Annotated in this window: 16 protein-coding genes; all 16 read right to left on the bottom strand. The window is 40.7% G+C overall.

Going from position 1 to position 16,349, the window contains the following annotated elements; genetic code table 11:
* Nucleotides 1-17 precede the first annotated feature (17 nt).
* The 16 genes from FN809_RS04900 to FN809_RS04825 all read right to left on the bottom strand — a co-directional run bounded on the left by FN809_RS04900 (nucleotide 18) and on the right by FN809_RS04825 (nucleotide 16,183).
* Nucleotides 18-881 (bottom strand): hypothetical protein, encoded by an 864-nt coding sequence (locus FN809_RS04900; RefSeq protein WP_142532381.1) that lies wholly within the window; start codon nucleotides 879-881, stop codon nucleotides 18-20.
* Nucleotides 882-924: 43 nt separating this feature from the next.
* Nucleotides 925-1,578: an acetyltransferase gene (locus FN809_RS04895; RefSeq protein ID WP_142532380.1), complete on the bottom strand. Its 654-nt coding sequence runs from the start codon at nucleotides 1,576-1,578 to the stop codon at nucleotides 925-927.
* 484 nt (nucleotides 1,579-2,062) lie between these two features.
* Complete coding sequence (locus FN809_RS04890) at nucleotides 2,063-2,830, bottom strand: SDR family NAD(P)-dependent oxidoreductase (RefSeq protein WP_142532379.1); 768 nt, start codon at nucleotides 2,828-2,830, stop codon at nucleotides 2,063-2,065.
* A 172-nt stretch (nucleotides 2,831-3,002) separates the two neighbouring features.
* A complete protein-coding gene (locus tag FN809_RS04885; RefSeq protein WP_142532378.1) occupies nucleotides 3,003-4,061 on the bottom strand; it encodes a ketoacyl-ACP synthase III in 1,059 nt (352 codons plus the stop codon).
* Nucleotides 4,062-4,296: 235 nt separating this feature from the next.
* Nucleotides 4,297-4,518, bottom strand: a complete 222-nt coding sequence (locus FN809_RS04880) for an acyl carrier protein (protein ID WP_142532377.1) — start codon at nucleotides 4,516-4,518, stop codon at nucleotides 4,297-4,299.
* A 127-nt stretch (nucleotides 4,519-4,645) separates the two neighbouring features.
* Nucleotides 4,646-5,317, bottom strand: a complete 672-nt coding sequence (locus tag FN809_RS04875; protein ID WP_142532376.1) for a PIG-L deacetylase family protein — start codon at nucleotides 5,315-5,317, stop codon at nucleotides 4,646-4,648.
* A gap of 45 nt (nucleotides 5,318-5,362) precedes the next feature.
* Nucleotides 5,363-6,451 (bottom strand): lipid II:glycine glycyltransferase FemX, encoded by a 1,089-nt coding sequence (locus FN809_RS04870; RefSeq protein WP_142532375.1) that lies wholly within the window; start codon nucleotides 6,449-6,451, stop codon nucleotides 5,363-5,365.
* A gap of 18 nt (nucleotides 6,452-6,469) precedes the next feature.
* Nucleotides 6,470-7,612 (bottom strand): lipid II:glycine glycyltransferase FemX, encoded by a 1,143-nt coding sequence (locus tag FN809_RS04865; RefSeq protein ID WP_142532374.1) that lies wholly within the window; start codon nucleotides 7,610-7,612, stop codon nucleotides 6,470-6,472.
* Nucleotides 7,613-7,715: 103 nt separating this feature from the next.
* Nucleotides 7,716-8,690 carry a hypothetical protein gene (locus FN809_RS04860; protein ID WP_142532373.1) on the bottom strand — a complete coding sequence of 325 codons (975 nt, stop codon included), beginning with the start codon at nucleotides 8,688-8,690 and terminating at the stop codon, nucleotides 7,716-7,718.
* Nucleotides 8,687-9,382: a WbqC family protein gene (locus FN809_RS04855; protein WP_142532372.1), complete on the bottom strand. Its 696-nt coding sequence runs from the start codon at nucleotides 9,380-9,382 to the stop codon at nucleotides 8,687-8,689. Before FN809_RS04855 ends, FN809_RS04860 begins: the two co-directional genes overlap by 4 nt.
* A gap of 355 nt (nucleotides 9,383-9,737) precedes the next feature.
* Nucleotides 9,738-10,328: a sugar transferase gene (locus tag FN809_RS04850; RefSeq protein WP_142532371.1), complete on the bottom strand. Its 591-nt coding sequence runs from the start codon at nucleotides 10,326-10,328 to the stop codon at nucleotides 9,738-9,740.
* Nucleotides 10,321-11,451, bottom strand: coding sequence for a glycosyltransferase family 4 protein (locus FN809_RS04845; RefSeq protein ID WP_142532370.1), 1,131 nt, complete (start codon nucleotides 11,449-11,451; stop codon nucleotides 10,321-10,323). The genes FN809_RS04850 and FN809_RS04845 overlap by 8 nt, the downstream gene beginning before the upstream one ends.
* A gap of 58 nt (nucleotides 11,452-11,509) precedes the next feature.
* On the bottom strand, nucleotides 11,510-12,658 hold the full coding sequence (locus tag FN809_RS04840; protein WP_142532369.1) for a glycosyltransferase family 4 protein: 1,149 nt from the start codon (nucleotides 12,656-12,658) through the stop codon (nucleotides 11,510-11,512).
* 68 nt (nucleotides 12,659-12,726) lie between these two features.
* A complete protein-coding gene (locus FN809_RS04835; protein ID WP_142532368.1) occupies nucleotides 12,727-13,620 on the bottom strand; it encodes an NAD-dependent epimerase/dehydratase family protein in 894 nt (297 codons plus the stop codon).
* Nucleotides 13,621-13,715: 95 nt separating this feature from the next.
* Complete coding sequence (locus tag FN809_RS04830) at nucleotides 13,716-14,813, bottom strand: glycosyltransferase family 4 protein (RefSeq protein ID WP_142532367.1); 1,098 nt, start codon at nucleotides 14,811-14,813, stop codon at nucleotides 13,716-13,718.
* A 338-nt stretch (nucleotides 14,814-15,151) separates the two neighbouring features.
* On the bottom strand, nucleotides 15,152-16,183 hold the full coding sequence (locus FN809_RS04825) for an ATP-grasp domain-containing protein (RefSeq protein WP_142532366.1): 1,032 nt from the start codon (nucleotides 16,181-16,183) through the stop codon (nucleotides 15,152-15,154).
* Nucleotides 16,184-16,349: the final 166 nt, after the last annotated feature.

The raw sequence follows: 16,349 nt of genomic DNA, 5'->3' as shown, positions 1-16,349 counted from the left end.
TGCCGAAATAGAAATATCTATTTGTTCTTAAAAATAATTTGATACATTTCCTCAGTAAGCCTTACGGCTCCATACTCATTCAAATGCGAATTTCCTATCCAATGCTTTTTCGCATCGAATAACTTGCCAAATTCCACATTATTTAAATTGTATAAAATTCCGACAGAGCCGTCTGGAAAGTTTAAAGAATACGGCCCCATTTCATTTTTATTTTGAACCTCCTTAAATCCAGGCATCTCAATTAATATCAATTTAATTTTATTCACCTTACAAACGGCCGCTATTTTTTGGATGTATTTTGACTTCAGGTATCTGTCCATTTCAAAATAGTTTTCGCCATAAACCGTATTGTCTGGTTGAACTTTTTGAAATTTAAACTGGCCATAAGATAACTTAACATTGCGCTCCAAACTGCTCACCATTTTCTTGAGCATCTCTATAGCCAACCACCTAAATTTTATCATGGGTAAATCATCAATTGAATAACGGTAACCTACAGATGTAAATTCAACGATGGGATGGATTGTTTCATCCTCAAAAGATCCGGTATATGTACCCAACCCTAATATAACATACTTTGGCTTTGATTCGTAATTTGACAAATATTCGTTTAATTGAAAACAATTGGTTTTTATGGAACTACCGGGTATAGCCATATTATATGAACTCAATCCCTGTTCGCTAAGCCATCCCGTATCAAAGGCATCAGTAGCCAAGCTATTGCCCATCACCAAAAGTTCAAAATCAGGATCGGTAAAATGCAATGACTCGTGACGTTTAATAAAAGTAATATCGCCATAATAAAGTAGTGCAAGGTAAAGACCATTTACAATGGCTACCAATAGGGTAATTAAAAAAATATTGATGATGAATCTCTTCATGTTTGGGTACGAATAATTTAGCAGATGGGCAACTATGGATGAATCATTTTTTAGGTACAGCAATTACTTTTTCCTTAAAACGATAAAACACGGTGCTATCGTCTTTTACGTTTTGATCTATAACCATACCCGCAGCTATCTTATTGTTGTTACCGATAGTTATTTGAGGTATGGTAACACTATTTATTCCGAACAAATTTTCGTGGCCGATAGTGGTAAATCCGGAGAAACACACATTAGGACTGATAAAATTAAAGTTGCCTACCCGGGTGTCGTGTCCCAGGCTGCATCGGGAATTAATCAGATTGAACTCCCCAATTTTCACATTAGGGCCAAGGTTTACATTGGGGCCAATGATCGATCCTTCACCAATAACTGCCGACGGCGATACAAGAGCGGTTTTATGTATGAAGGAGATGAATTTAGCACCTTTTGCCAAAAAACGCTCAATAATAGGTCTTCGGTATTTTAGGTTGGCAATAGCCATTAAATAACAAGTATCTTTGGCTATTATATGCTCATTTATACTACCCAAATAAGGAGCTGTAAACTGATAGGCTTCATAACTTTTGGCATTATCATCTAAAAAACCTTTGATTTTAATTTGTTGTGCTTCCGATTGGCAGGGTGCATAATTTATGTATTCGTTTAACTCGGCAGCATGTCCTCCTGCTCCAATAATGATAAGCTCTGTCATAAGTAATAAAATAATTCTGTTTTGATAATATTTCGCGCCATGGCTACTTGTTTACCCCAAAGATACTGGGTACACAAAGTACCTTTGCGTTATTCGTGCCTGTACGGTTATTTTTTAATTTCTTCGTGACTGTGGTGCCTTCATTGTGTTCTTTATGCCTACCTTTCAAACGACATGCTGAGATAGTTACCATTAAGCGCCTAATGGTTTCCCGGAGCAACAAAAGCCCTTGCTCCTATACAAAGTTCTTTGCCAAACTCCTGCGCTTAAGCATTGGCGTAAGGCTATACCCGTCGGAGAAAGCTTCGGCGACAGGGGAACGGAGAACGGGTAGGGCTGAATTATCAGCGTAATCAATCACTTGAAACCTTTTTACTTATTTCACCCTCTTCACCCTCCTAAAGCCGGAGGAGCTCCTGCTTTTTTTAGGCAAAAAAACCGCCGACAGCCCAACAGGCAATTCACATGTTATAGGGGAATTATTTTATTTAGCCAGGTAGCCTCCGTCTACCACCAAGTTGGTACCGGTAATCCAGCGCGAAGCATCGGACAAGAGAAACATGCAGGCATTGGCCACATCTTCGGGTTTGCCTAAGCCCAAAGGATGTTGCTTTGTAACAACGTCGAGGGCTTCTTTATTTCGGGAATAAATAGCTGATTTTGACATAGGGGTATGCACTACACCTGGCGACACGGCGTTAACCCTAATATGCTTAGCAGCCAGCTCCACCGCCAATGATTTGGTGGCAGAAATCAGTGCACCTTTGGTCATGGAATACAATGTTTTTCCTTTGGCACCAACCACACCCATCACCGAACTAATAAAAATAACACTGCCTCCCTGTTGCGAGAAGTTGGAGGCAGCAACCACCTGCTTGCTTAGGTTTATACCGGCCAGTACATTGGTTTTAAAAAAAGCTTCCATCTTATCGGCCGAAACAGCATTTATGGGCAGTGTGGTAGATATGCCGGCACAATTGATAAGGCCACTTATACGACCTATCCGTGTACTGATATCTTTTACGATGCTTGCCGTTTGCTTGTACTCGCATAGATCCACGGCAAAGGTTTCGTGTTTACTGACATCTACCATGGCCTGCAATGTTTCGTCCAGGCGCTGGGCATCCCTCCCGAACAACATCACCCTGGCACCCATTGCGCTGCAGGATATCGCACATTGCCTTCCAATGCCGGATGAGGCACCGGTTATGATGATTACTTTATTGTTTAGGTTAAACGGATTTTCAGGCATATAATTTATTTGGATTACGGGTCACAAGGTGCAAATCTATCGTTTCACGGCCTACCGGTTAACAATTACCATTTTAAATTCAGCACATTCTATTCACCACTCGTCTTTTTCTTCGGAATAAAAGGACGCATGACACCACTAAGCGCCATATACTTTATGCTAATATACCCCTTTATACTTCCAACACATCGCCCACATAACAATCCTCCACATTAATGATGGTTGTTCCCCAGGACAACCCTACACCAAAACCGCAAAGGAGCAATCGCGTAGGTTGGTTTAGCTTGTTTTTTAACTTCGACACGATGGTCAATGGAATAGATACAGAGGAAGTGTTACCATACTGCTCAATGGTAGAAGGTATTTTGTCGGCAGGCAACTTTAGCTTTCTGGCCACCAGTCCGTTGATGTATTTATTGGCCTGATGAAACACAAAATGATCTACTGTCGAAATATCTACACCGGCGTATTCTACAAGCCGCTTAAAATCCTTGGGCACTTCGCGCAGCACAAAGTTGAATACGTCGGCACCGTTCATGTAACCCTGTTCATCCGATCGCATATTTCCATATTCGTCCACCACCTTTTCCTTGAGTGTTTCTGCGCTTGTCATGTTGCGATATCCCCCGGCCGGAATCTTAATGAGCGATTCCCTTTCCCCGTCAGAATTCAGTGAGAACCAGCTTGTACCGAACTTCTCGTCTTTTTCAATTAATGCGGCTACTCCGGCATCACCAAACAAAAAGGCTGTTTTACGATCTTTTGCCGAATACACCTTAGATCTGGTTTCTCCATCCAGCACCAGCGCTTTTCGTACCGCTCCCGAACTGATCATGGAATAAGCCACAGAGAGTCCGTACAAAAAAGCCGAGCAGCCCAAGCTTATATCAAAGGCAATAGCAGATCTGGATAAGCCTAATTTGTGCTGAAGAATAATGGACGTGGCCGGCATCCGGTAATCGGGTGTTTGCGATATAAAAAGCAGCAGGTCTATTTCTTCCCGACTTACCTTCATATCCTCAAGAAGATTCTGAGCAGCCGCATAGCATAAATCAGAAGCACAGGTATCCTTGTCGGCAAACCGACGTTCCTTTACTCCTATCTTGTCCACCACCTCTTTCAGTTCCTCCTTCGGAAAAACCACATCGTATTCGTAATTATCTATCACATTTTTAGGTACCGCTGCGGATATGCCCGAAATGCCTATGTTGGTAAATTTAAACAGTCCCATATTGTTTGGTTTTACTGGTTAGTACTTCAAAGAAAACTCGGATGTTTTTGTGTTGCCCGATAAAAAACGCCAACGACAAAACCTGTTCCGCCTTAGCAGAGGCTTGTGAACACAGGTAAAACGGCGTGCCCTTATCGTTTTTGTAAAGTTTTTATTTTAAACTCAACAAAAAGCACCTACAGGATGCGTAATTTTCCTGACAAGCGTAACGCCGTTTTTGGCTTTTTTATAGCTACTATTTAGTAGAAATACGTTTATAAAGCTCCTCAACAGTTTGGTATTTGTTGTATTCGTCCATTTCAATTTCGACCTCAAAATCCGAATCGAGCATTGCCAGCACCGACAGTTCGGCTAAGGAATCGTAACTTTCGTAATCTCTGAATTTATCGGCCATTTTTACGTCCGACTCGTCCATTTCTAATGCTTCAGCCAGGGCTGTAATAAATTTATCTTTCATCTCATTAAAATTTAGTGGGCGTTTTCAATTATATGATTTCCGTGTAATAGATTGTTAACCGAATATAAAAAAATTTGCTCGTTTTTAATATCTATTAACAAATATTGCTCTAATATTTTACACCAAATCAACTTTCTATTACGCGAATAACCATAAAAGCTTCGGCACGATCGAAGCCAACCGTGCACCCTCGAAATTTGGCCAAGGCCTCTATGGCTTGAAGCGAGCGGGAGTTTGGAAATTCGCGAAGCTGGCTTTTAAACAACTTCATAGCTTCTAATTTAGCTGCAAAAGTATCGCTAACCTCCTCAAAATAATTAGGTATAAAAACATCAGCCGCAAAGGGAGCTGCCCATTCAGTTTCGGAGAGCGTTTCGTAGGCATAAATACGCTTCACTGTGTTGCCGTGCACAGGCCGTGCAGCAACCAGACCGGCGTTAAAAACAGCCTGATGGTCGTGGTGTATGTCGCCCCGGTGGGGTAAAAATAATTCTTCTATCTCAAACTTCTTCAACACATGGGCTATCTCGCCCGACATATCGGCCTTTGACACCAGATCGAGATCGGGAGCCGGAAAATCCAAAAAAACGGTTTCGCTTACACCCAGCAGTGCATGTGCATCCAGGGCTTCCCTGCGCACATTGGCCACACGTTCTTCACTATAACGTTTTGCCGATCCGCGTGTAGCCACCAGCACGTAAACACGATGCCCTTGTTGCGATTTCTTTTTAATGAATCCCCCACAGCCCAACACTTCATCATCGGGGTGTGGGGCTAAGATCAGTATGTTCTTTTTCATAGATATGTTAATTTTGTTTTAAACTCAAACTTTTTTATCAAGCACTTAGATTCCCTTACTGCCTTTTAACATCTTATAAGCCCTTTGTGCCAGCCGGTTCGATTCGTACTTCCTCAGTTTCCATAGGAAATGATAACGCCCCGGATGGAGTGTATAACCCGCACAATGATACGCTTGACGCTCGCCTCCAAAATCTTTTTTAAACTTATATACGCCGTACAGGCTGTCCGACATATCGGGCTCTTTAATCGGGATACCCCCCATATCGAATGCTTGATAACCCTTTTCTTTTCCAAACTTTATGTTCTCATACATCAAGAGGGAGGACGCATTGGTTACCCTGTTTAATTCTATATCCGAAGCACCCAAATAATAATACAAGCTTTTTTGGTGCGCTACGATTATACTACCTGCCACCGGCTTATCGTTATAATAGGCCATGGCCACATAGGTATTATCCGAAGACAATAATGTTTTTAAATACCCTTCTGATTTAAAATAAATATTAGAGTAGGATTGCCGCTTGTTTGCAAATAGTTTATTTTCGAGGAAGCAGTAATCCGGGATAAGCGCAAATCCGGATTCTCCTTTTAATATTTTTACTTCAACCCCCATTTTTTCCGCTTTTTTTACTGCACTTTTCCTGCCTTTCGAGAATGCTCTAAAAATAGCTTCCTCATTCTTATTTAGATCGACGATAAATGTGGCGCATTTTTCACTCTCCCCGAATACCTCTTTAAACAGCTCAGCGTCGTACGATCTGGTTTTGGAAGAGATGGTCATGTTTATTACATGCATTTTTTTCAGGTAAACCAGCAAAAATTCTATTGCCTTCTTTTTCAGCTTTAACTTTTGCCCTTCTTCCACCCCATCGTGCACCAATACGGATGAATCGAGCCAGGCACTTTGAAAATATTTTTGTGCTAAGGGCATCACCGATAAGATACGAAATGGCACTCCGCCCAGCAGTATACCCTCATCATTACGTAATTGCAATATAAATGCATGTTCGAATGTCTTCCACCAATCGAGGGTGCAAAAAAATGTAGATTCCGAGTTTTTGTTTAAAAAACTGATCCACTCACCCTCGTCTATCTTATTTAAAGGGTGGATGCTGATGTGTATGTTGTTCACTTACCAGATGTTATTATATTATCTACTATAATTTTTAAGCGTTTTATAAATCTTTTGAACCATTGGATTGGTTTCAAACTTACGGAGCCACCAAACAAAACGATACCTGTGACTGCGGAGAACAAAAGTAGTGCAATCGAACTGTTGATGCTCTCCGTTATACCCTTTTTTGTACATATGCACTCCGTACAGCGGATCCGATTTTTCTGGATCTTCAACGGGCGTACCTCCAAAATCGTATTGGGCAAAACCTTGTTGTTTTGCATACTTCATCATCTCAAACTCCAGAAGGGTAGAGGCATCAGTTGCTCTGTTTAACTCGTTGTCAGATGCTCCCAAATATCCAAACATCACATTTTTATGACTCACATTAACAATTCCGGCTGCCGGCTGACCCTTATGGTAAGCCATGCCAATATATGCATTTTCGGATGACAAGATAGATTTAAGATGTTGTTGGGTTTTAAAATAAATGTCGGAATACGAATCGCTTTTGTGCTCAAACAATTTGTTTTGTAACTGGCAATAATCCTCTATCTTAGAAAGCCCTGATCTACCCTTGTAAATTTCGATATTGACCTCCGATTTACGCCCTCTACGGATGGCATATCTTTTTCCCTTAGCAAACGATTTATACATTTGATCTTCGTCGGGGGTGAGGTCGTTCATAAATGTGGCACATTTTTCAAATCCATGAAACAATTCTTGGTAAAGCTCTTTATCGAAGGAACGGGTTTTGGTGGAAACAAACATAACGATAGCCCCCTTGTGCTTCAGATAATCCGCTAAAAATAGAAACACCTTTTTTTTTATGCTTACCTTTTCTTTTTCTTCTTTTTCCCGATGCACCAATACCGACGAATCTAACCAGGCAAACTTAAAATATTTACCTACAATGGGTAGCACTGTTAAAGTTCGAAAAGGCACTCCCCCCACCAATTTGCCCTCTGCATCACGTATTTGCAATAGAAAAGATCCTTTGAAAGTATTCCACCAATCCGTTGTACAAAAAAAAGTAGATTCTGATGTGTTATTTAAAAAATGATTCCACTCCTTTTGATCTATCGCAGTAATTGGATGCACAGTTATTTTTAGTTTATCCGTAACTACTATCTTCCTCTTTAATATTGTGTTTTGCTTTACGGGTATCCCTTCTTTCATTGTTAGGTACGTTTAATAATTGCTTATAAAATTTAATGTTTACAGGCAGTTGCCTAAGGAATTAAAGTTTAGGACTATGTTAATTCTAAAGCGCTTATAAAAATTAAGTCAATACATCCATTACGTATTGGTGCATGCAATTTATCTCACTACGTCCATACCGTTGGTCAATGGGCAGCGGCACCATATATTTCGACATGCGGGCTTCAAAAGTATCGGGGTCAACCTGCTGCAACACGCTTGTCCAGAGCCTACCCACATACACCTTTTTTTCTCTTAATTTTTTATCGAGATCTTCTTTTTCTATAAGCAGGGGGTATACCATGGGAACACAAGTATCGTCGAAGGATTGCAAAGGATCGAGCTGGTTTATTTTGCTAAAATGAAAATGGGCATACTTAAAATTCTCCTTTCGCTTAGCCGCTATCCTGGGATAGTTAACATTTTTGAGTAAACATTGCGTAAGTGCCGACATACGTAAGGGCCCGGATTTGTCGATACGCTCCTCATTTTTCATTCGCTCGCTGTAAGTAAGGTTGGTGCCCTGCTCTATGGTAGCAAATAAAAATGAGGAGGTGCCTGCCGATCTATCCTGGGCGTAGGCATCCATACCTTTTGAGGCATATTGTCCGATAACATAGCACCCATCGGGCACCCCAAAAAATTTACGTGGCGAATAAACGCTGTAACAGTCCTCTACCGGTTGGGCATAAAAAGCTGCAGAGTTATCCACGATAACGTTACGAAACTTGCCGGCGATTGCTTTCATTTTACTGTGGCTAAGTATGCCGAAGTAATTCACAATAACAAAGGCACTATTGTCTTCCTGTTTTACATCAATTGGTTCAAAATGCGCATTAATATGATATTTGATGGTCTTGATGCCGTGATCGGTCAAATACTTGTTTACGCTCGGGCACAGATAGTAGGGCAGGTAAACGGTATGATAGCCGTACAATCCACAGGCGTGGTAAATACCCGATCTGGCAGAATTTAAACGCGCCATATCGAGTTCGTTGTTATAATATTCGTGCGTACCTTCCAGGTCGAGACCAATAAAACTGCCAATTTCCTTCATTTCTGTTCCTGTTTATCGCGTATGGTTTTAAAATCGTAGCCACAATTCATAAAATAATCCAATGCCGATACATTGGATTGAAATCCATCCCAGAGCTGGGGATATTCCACCGGGTTAAATTGGGAGTATCTCAATTCGATTCCCTGCGAATCAAAATCCTCACTGGTTTGATAAGCTTTAGCTCCTGTGCCGGAATAATACACCGTACCGTCCAATGCCTTACAAATATCAATTATTTTTTCCGTTCGAGTCGATGCAATATTTAGCTCCGAGGAGCGCACAAACTCGGTATCGATACCCATTTTTTTTGTGTAAAATAAAATAAAAGCAGCATTTAAGTCCACTATATCCTTGTATTGCTGTTCTAATATTATTTTATAATCTTCAAACACCTCTTCAAAATTGGGTGCTTTTTTATAGTTAACAGCTACCGTGTCGAGATGTTTCTTTTTCCAATTGATTTGATCTTTTGATGATACTTGCTTTATTTGGTCACCAAAATTCTGATTTACAGGGTACTTTAGCCGGAACGGCCCGTTGGATGTTTTTAGGTAGGTGTAATTGTGCATTCCTTTGTTTGAAAACTGCACGTCATCTAACAATACAAACACATCGGATTGATAGATCTTATAAAAATAACCCAACCAAGGCAGGTAATTGGGCTGATGAATGGCTATTGTTTTTTGGTTCATGTTGCAATTTGGTTTGACGGTTTTCGGTTTATGGTTTGACGGTTGTATTTCTGTCTTTTCATAATATCATCCTAAATGTAAAAGCCTTACAAGCACCCCGTCCGGTATTTCGTGCCTCCATATCACCCACCTCCCGAATGCAAGTTCAGAACAGGTTCTCCTTACAAAGGAGGGGAGCTGTATTTCGCATATAGTTAGTTTATGATGTCCTATCCTGGACGCTGCCTCTTCCCTGTTTGTCAACAGACAAGGGTCCAACTGATTACTGTTCACTGATTACCGTTCACTGTTTTCCCGTCAAAAAATAAATAATAATAAGGTGACGGGATGTCGCTTCGCTCCAACTGTTTACTGATTACTCTTTCGTATAAATATTATCGTGTTTAAAAAATGTAAAAAAAGAGGCAAAAAACAGTTTGGCATCGTAGGTAAACGAATAGTTATTTACATATTCCACATCAATGGGTATGTTAATGTCCCAATCGTGAATTTCGCGACATCGTATTTGTGCCAGGCCACTAATTCCGGGCTTAACGCTAAAACGTTGTTTTTCAAATTCGTTGTAATCACTGTATTTTTTAGGATAATGTGGCACCGGAGGTCTGGGGCCGATAAAACTCATTTCCCCTTTCAGAATATTAAACACCTGTGGCAATTCGTCTATACTGGTTTTGCGTATAAAAGCACCCACCTGTGTAATTCTGGGATCGTTTTCGTAAACCGTACTGCTTTTTTTTATCCGGCTTTGATCGCTCACCATCGACCTAAACTTATATACCGTAAATATTTTACCGTTTTTGCCCAAACGGGCTTGTTTAAATACGGCCGGTCCTTTCGATTCGAGTTTTATGGCTATACCAACTGCTATAAAAACCGGTATCAATAAAATAGCTGCAATCAGTGCCAGGAAAAAATCGATAAGCGGTTTAAAAATTAATTTATACATCAAATTGTGTTATTAGTTCAACATTTTGTGCGGTATGCTTTTCACTCGTCTTTAGTGCATTGTTGCTGTAAAAGTGGCACTGAGTACTATTGTCCGCCAGCTCCTTGATATACGCAATTATTCTATCGGACTGATCGGGAGTAAAGGATTTTCCGAGCTCATTCTCCAATATCAAACTCTCCAAGTCGGATCCGGAACCCGCTATTGCCAATATAGGCGACCCCACCGACATATAATTAAAAACTTTGCTGGGTATGGCCAGAGCACTGGCATTTTCACTTAGGCTCACTATCGACAAGTCGGCCGAGGAAAGTGAATAAGGTAACATATCCACTTCCTGCCAGGGCAGTATCCTACAGTTGCCTATCCCCTCCTTAACAAGCCTTTCCTTTAATTTCCCCTCGCTTCGTCCTCCGCCCACCAATACAAATAGAATTTTAGGATGGTTAATTTTGGCTGCCAAGTCAATGATCAGATCTACCTGATGTGTATATCCAAAATTACCCGAGTACAACACCACAAATTTATCCTGCAAACCATGCTGCTTTATAAAGGGATTATTGCCCTTTGGCACCGGCTTTAAAAATGAATTATTGGTCCACAGCGGTACAATGTTTATTTTTTCGGTACTGATGTAGCTGCTCATCGCCTGTCGCATTCCATTGGTCAAGGTATATATTTTTGTAGCTCCCGCATATACTTTTTTGTTGGCCAGCGACCATAACTTTACGATGGGCGATTTTTTGTTGACAAAACCATACTCGCTCAAGGCATCCGGGTAAAGATCGAAAATTAACAAGGAGTAGCTATTGGACAACAACATGGGGAGCAGGGGAGCAAATGGTGGATTGCTGACAATAAGCAAATGCGATTTGCGAAACCTGAACAATACCGATACCCAAATCTGTACTGCAGAAACAAACCAGCTTAGTAACCTTTTAAAATTAGAAGAACGGTTATAACGCATAATTTTGTATATCTGCACCCTGCTGTCCAAAGGCACATCCCGTTCAACAATCCGGCCGGCTATTAAAGTGGTACGATACCCCTTGCGCGCATAATCGTTGGCAATATCAATCATTAAATAACCTGAATCCTGATTTATGATGGTGATTTCTCTCAACTGCTTCGTAATTATAATTCGTTCTAATCTATTTTCTACCTTTTAAATTCTTGAATTATTATGGCTTAAAAATGTTCAATAATTCCCTGGCTGCACCTTTTACTCTTTCGGTATGAGGGGGGTAAATTTGCTCCCTTTTATTACGATCCGGAAAATTGGCCAGCATGCTCGCCAATCCTTTGTAGTCATGGGGTTTAAAATATTCCCCTTTATCTTCCAACTGCTCCATATTTACCTTTAAATCACTTGCTATCACGGGTACCTGCAAGGACTTTGCATCTTCGATTACGGTACTCCATCCTTCAAAAAGACTGGGTTGTACCACGGCTTGACAATGATTCATCAATTGCATCTGATCATTGCGCGGAATGATACCCAACAGGCTTATTTGGCTGTGCAGGTTATTGTGGTTAATTATTTGATGCAGCTCGGCAAGGTAGGGCGAGTCGGTAGCAGACGGAAATCTGCCTGTAAAAGCCAGATGCTTGTGTATGCCTTGCTCTTTTAATCGTGCCAATGCCAGCAACACCACCTTATGATTTTTATGCTTATGAAATTGATTCGAAACCATAAAATATTTCTCAGGCAATTCATATTTCTTCCTTAGTTCGTTAATGTCCAGACTCTTAAATTCGTCGTTTATAGATACAAAGTGATAAATATGAAACCCCAATTGCTTTCTGATTTTAAAAAACCGGTCGAAATCGTCTTTTACTGCCCGGCTCGACACCACCATGTCGGTGGCATTGCGCAGCATAAGATTGAGTCTTAAGGTTCGATGCAACAGGGTTGAACGCGTAAAAAACTCCGGATAAATTTTGTGCTGTAAGTCGGCATACCAGGCAATAACCCTGGCCTTTGTTCTGGATTTTACCGGACAATCCCTCACCGGATAAATAGCATCCAAACCATCGCGCTCTATTAATTCGTCGGTAAATAGGTTTTTCCGCTTTAACCACGACATAAGATACCCCTTTGCAATCTTTTTTTCGGGATACGGCACAAATGTAATATGCGGATAATCAATATTACCGATGTACTTTTTTAAGGGTTCACTATAATAAAGTGTGATGTCGGGTTTTTCCTCCTCGCTTAAATAATTAAAAGTTTTGATGAGGTTAAGAATGTAAGTAATACCGCCCATCCATGTGGGTTGAAAATTGAACAGAAGGCCAATTTTTAGTCTATCTTTGTTGGGAAAAGTCATTGTTTAACAAACGATTTTTAATAAAAATAAATTAACAAGCCTCCTTGTCTATAGCCAAGGTAATATGATTATTCCTGCAACCAGTCATAATATTGCCTCAAACCCTCTTTCATATTAACTGTAGGTGCATACCCAAACGATTTTAGTTTACTTATGTCGGCTTTCCAGTTAAGGGGGTCGCCCTTTCGGGTAGTACCGGAAAATACGTAATTAATCTCCTCTTCAAAAAAACCAAAGAAAGTGGCCACGGCATCCTTAATTTTCACTTCCTGTCCGTTGCCAATATTAATAATATCTGCTTTAAATTCCGACGAAAGAGCCACCAATTCGATGGCTCTGGCCAAGTCGTACACATGGATAAAATCTCTTGATTCATTGCCCGTTCCAAACAATTCGATGGGATTGCCCGATAATGCCTTTTGATTCAAATCCCAAAACAGTTGTTTTTGCAGCCCGTTTCCGTACACAGAGAAAATTCGTAAGGAGCAGGTTTTTAGATTAAAAAACTTATAAAACTCCTCGCATATCTGCTCTGCCTGCAACTTATGAAACCCGTAAGGCGAAAGCGGGGCTCGCTGCGCACGCTCGGCCACGGGCAGGCTTTGTGGATTACCATAAACGGCTGCACTGCCCAGGTTAATGAACTTACATTCCGGCTGAAACTGGTTGATGGCGGTAAGTATTTTAAATACGTTTACCGTATTTAAATAGTAATCCCTCATCGGATTTCTTAGGGAATCGGGTACACTGGCTGCACCGGAACAATTGATGCACAAGTCGTATTTTTGGTAATGAAAAACCGTATTGTAATCGGAGTTGGAGGCATCAATTAAAAAGTAACGGTCGGCATCGGTATAATCCACCACTACATCGGCTTTAAAAACATTGTAATTGTTCTGTTGATAATACCGCACCAAATTGCGGCCAATAAATCCTTTGGAACCTATGATTAGTATGTTCATTTTTTATTGCATTAGAAGTTAGAAGTTAGAAGTTAGAGGTTAGACGTTAGAAGTTAGACGTTAGAGGTTAGAGGTTAGAGGTTAGAGGTTAGTAATTAGTTCGTGATAAACCGATAAAATTCTTCACATATAGAATCCTTTGAAAATCGTTGAATACTTTGGCGAGCATTAGCTCCTAACTTTTCGCGTAAATTGCTGTCGTTCATTAACAAGGAAAGCTTATCCTTAAATTGCGTTGTATCAAAGAGTGGAACCAAAAACCCGTTTTGTCCATCGTTAATCATTTCCGAAGGGCCTGCCACACAATCGAAAGCTACCACCGGAAGTCCTGCCGACATAGCCTCACCAATCACATTGGGAAAACCCTCTGAGCTGGAAGTAAAAGCAAAAATAGCACTTTGCCTATACAACTCTTCTACCTTATCGTGCTTTCCCGTAAAAACTACGCTGTTTTCCACGCCTAAATCTTTCGCCAGCATTTTAAGTCTATCCATGTTCTTCTGTTTCAAATGGTCGTATCCCACTAACATCAGTTTCCAATCCGGTGCATTGATCCCGGCAAATACTTCAATCAACTTATCCTGATTTTTACTTCGGATTAGCCGACCCACCATAATAACTATTTTTTCCTTTTTAGGCTTGGGTTCCACCCGGCCTAATTCTCGAATAGGGTTCCCGATTACCGCAATATTAGGGTGCTTAATGCTTTTTAAAAAAATAGTTTTGCCTTTTTCGGTCTGCAATACCACTCCTTTGGCGGTTGGGTAAAGCTTTCTTCGCAGGTAATCTTGCAGCTTACCCAAGCTTTTGTCAGGCTGACTTCTATCGGAGACATAGACCGGATATTTAGTGCCCAACATGGAAAGTAATACAAAATTATTCCAATACTCCCCAAAGCTTAGCACCGAATCAGGAGCGATTCGTAATATCGTTTTACGCAGATATACTATTGTTTTTAGTGTAGAAACCAAACGCTTTTTATTGTTAAAGCTAAATTTTGGTTTATGTACGATTACATTGTCCGGAATCTTATAAAATATCTCTCGGTTTAAACCGTATAGTATCAGATGGGTTTCCACATTGGCTTTAGAGGAAAAATACGATGCCAGCTCCGACATCACCCGTTCCATTCCTCCAGCTTGCAGAGAATGTATAACAAGGCATATTTTGGTTTTTTTGTTTGCTGCTGCCATTCAATTTTTATTTAACGTAGAGCGGGATTGTTTGTGGTTCTGTTTTGTGTTAATAAAGGCGGTTGTTTGTGGTTTTGGACGCGGAGTTTTTAACCTGCCGTATTTATAAAATTTATTAATACGGCACCAAAGGCCGATTTTTCATAGGCAAAATCGAGGCTTAACCCTCGTAAAAGTTTTCTTAAACCTTTATCGCTTTCCGCCAATTATAGCGGAAAGTGAAAAATACGTGCATTTATCCGGTTAAGGAACGGGGCTGATTTACAGCAATGGTTAGATAACCGGAAACAAAATGGACTGAAAAGTTTCTTAGGGAACGGGTCTGATTTACAGCACTTTTACACAGACCCGTTCCGGAGGTTCATTTGGTTCTTTATATCCTCCACCATCCATCCGTAGGGGTTAAACTTACCGGGATGCCAAGTCATGTCCTTTTCCCAATACCCCACACAATCATCGTAACCTTCTTTGGCAAATCCATAGCTAATTTCTACTATCAAAGCTTTGCCGTCTTTATAAACAAAGTCGTAGGCCATACATTGATCATTTAACTTTTCGGATACCTCAAAGGCCACCTTTATGGTTTCGTCGTCGAAATATTTTTTGTCGTAAAGTATGGTTCCGCTGCCCGAGGCCCTGAAATCATTTTCGCGCACCATTCTTTTTATGGCAAAGGCTTTATCGCCCACCACGCAAACCCTGATGTCGGAATCGTTTTGCGGTATAAATTCCTGAAAATACACATAGCCCATTTCATTACCTGTAACCCTGGCATATTGGGTGGTGTAAAAAAAACGTCCAATACCTTTGCTCACGTCCCAAAAAGTAGTTTTACCGGCTTTAAATAACCTTACGCGTTCCTTCAGGTTACCCCATGCATCGTACTGTTTAAAACCTCTGTTAAACGATTTAAGGATAAGCTGCCTGGCTTGTGATAACGAACGCACCAGCTTCACATTATCCGATCCGGCACCATTACGCAGTTTAAATACTTTGGGATACTCCGTTTGCGTGGCCCAATCTAATGCCTCCTGTTTAGTATAAAACACATATGCAGGAGCCAATGGCGCATCTATGCCCTCCAACAAGTACTTCTGTGCCACTTTATCGTCAAAATGCCAAGCTGTATTGTAATTGGGGAATACCGCTTTACCGGCATGCTGTACCGCAAACAACAGTTGCTTTGCAAACTTGCTCTCTCTGGCGCCCTTATGGTTGAAATGCCACATCAGGGCATCGCAATCATTTAACTGCTGCATGATATCCGTGCTAAAACAATTCACCAACTTGTATGGGATATTATTTTTTTCGCAATAAGGTATCCAACGGTCACTAAATGATCCTTTGGCACTATGTATAGCTATTTTCATATGAATGAGGTTAAAAAGAAACAGCCCCTTCTATCTCCACCAATGGAGGAGGAATTGTGAGGAAGGGATGGTTGTGGTAAATTTTGCTTTGTTTAATTAGTGCGTCAAACCTGCCCTATTCATACATTATATGAATAGGGCACCAAAGGCCAATTTTGCATAGGCA

It is taken from the genome of Saccharicrinis carchari, assembly GCF_900182605.1.
Classification (GTDB): Bacteria; Bacteroidota; Bacteroidia; order Bacteroidales; family Marinilabiliaceae; genus Saccharicrinis; species Saccharicrinis carchari.
This window is presented reverse-complemented; position numbering and strand designations above follow the sequence as displayed.

Excerpts from the sequence above, each read along its gene's own strand:
- FN809_RS04880 (WP_142532377.1), bottom strand. The coding sequence starts at position 4,518 with ATGAAAGATAAATTTATTACAGCCCTGGCTGAAGCATTAGAAATGGAC.
- FN809_RS04900 (WP_142532381.1), bottom strand. The coding sequence starts at position 881 with ATGAAGAGATTCATCATCAATATTTTTTTAATTACCCTATTGGTAGCC.
- FN809_RS04895 (WP_142532380.1), bottom strand. The coding sequence starts at position 1,578 with ATGACAGAGCTTATCATTATTGGAGCAGGAGGACATGCTGCCGAGTTA.
- FN809_RS04875 (WP_142532376.1), bottom strand. The coding sequence starts at position 5,317 with ATGAAAAAGAACATACTGATCTTAGCCCCACACCCCGATGATGAAGTG.
- FN809_RS04860 (WP_142532373.1), bottom strand. The coding sequence starts at position 8,690 with ATGAAGGAAATTGGCAGTTTTATTGGTCTCGACCTGGAAGGTACGCAC.
- FN809_RS04825 (WP_142532366.1), bottom strand. The coding sequence starts at position 16,183 with ATGAAAATAGCTATACATAGTGCCAAAGGATCATTTAGTGACCGTTGG.
- FN809_RS04865 (WP_142532374.1), bottom strand. The coding sequence starts at position 7,612 with ATGAAAGAAGGGATACCCGTAAAGCAAAACACAATATTAAAGAGGAAG.
- FN809_RS04890 (WP_142532379.1), bottom strand. The coding sequence starts at position 2,830 with ATGCCTGAAAATCCGTTTAACCTAAACAATAAAGTAATCATCATAACC.
- FN809_RS04840 (WP_142532369.1), bottom strand. The coding sequence starts at position 12,658 with ATGACTTTTCCCAACAAAGATAGACTAAAAATTGGCCTTCTGTTCAAT.
- FN809_RS04855 (WP_142532372.1), bottom strand. The coding sequence starts at position 9,382 with ATGAACCAAAAAACAATAGCCATTCATCAGCCCAATTACCTGCCTTGG.
- FN809_RS04835 (WP_142532368.1), bottom strand. The coding sequence starts at position 13,620 with ATGAACATACTAATCATAGGTTCCAAAGGATTTATTGGCCGCAATTTG.
- FN809_RS04830 (WP_142532367.1), bottom strand. The coding sequence starts at position 14,813 with ATGGCAGCAGCAAACAAAAAAACCAAAATATGCCTTGTTATACATTCT.
- FN809_RS04885 (WP_142532378.1), bottom strand. The coding sequence starts at position 4,061 with ATGGGACTGTTTAAATTTACCAACATAGGCATTTCGGGCATATCCGCA.
- FN809_RS04850 (WP_142532371.1), bottom strand. The coding sequence starts at position 10,328 with ATGTATAAATTAATTTTTAAACCGCTTATCGATTTTTTCCTGGCACTG.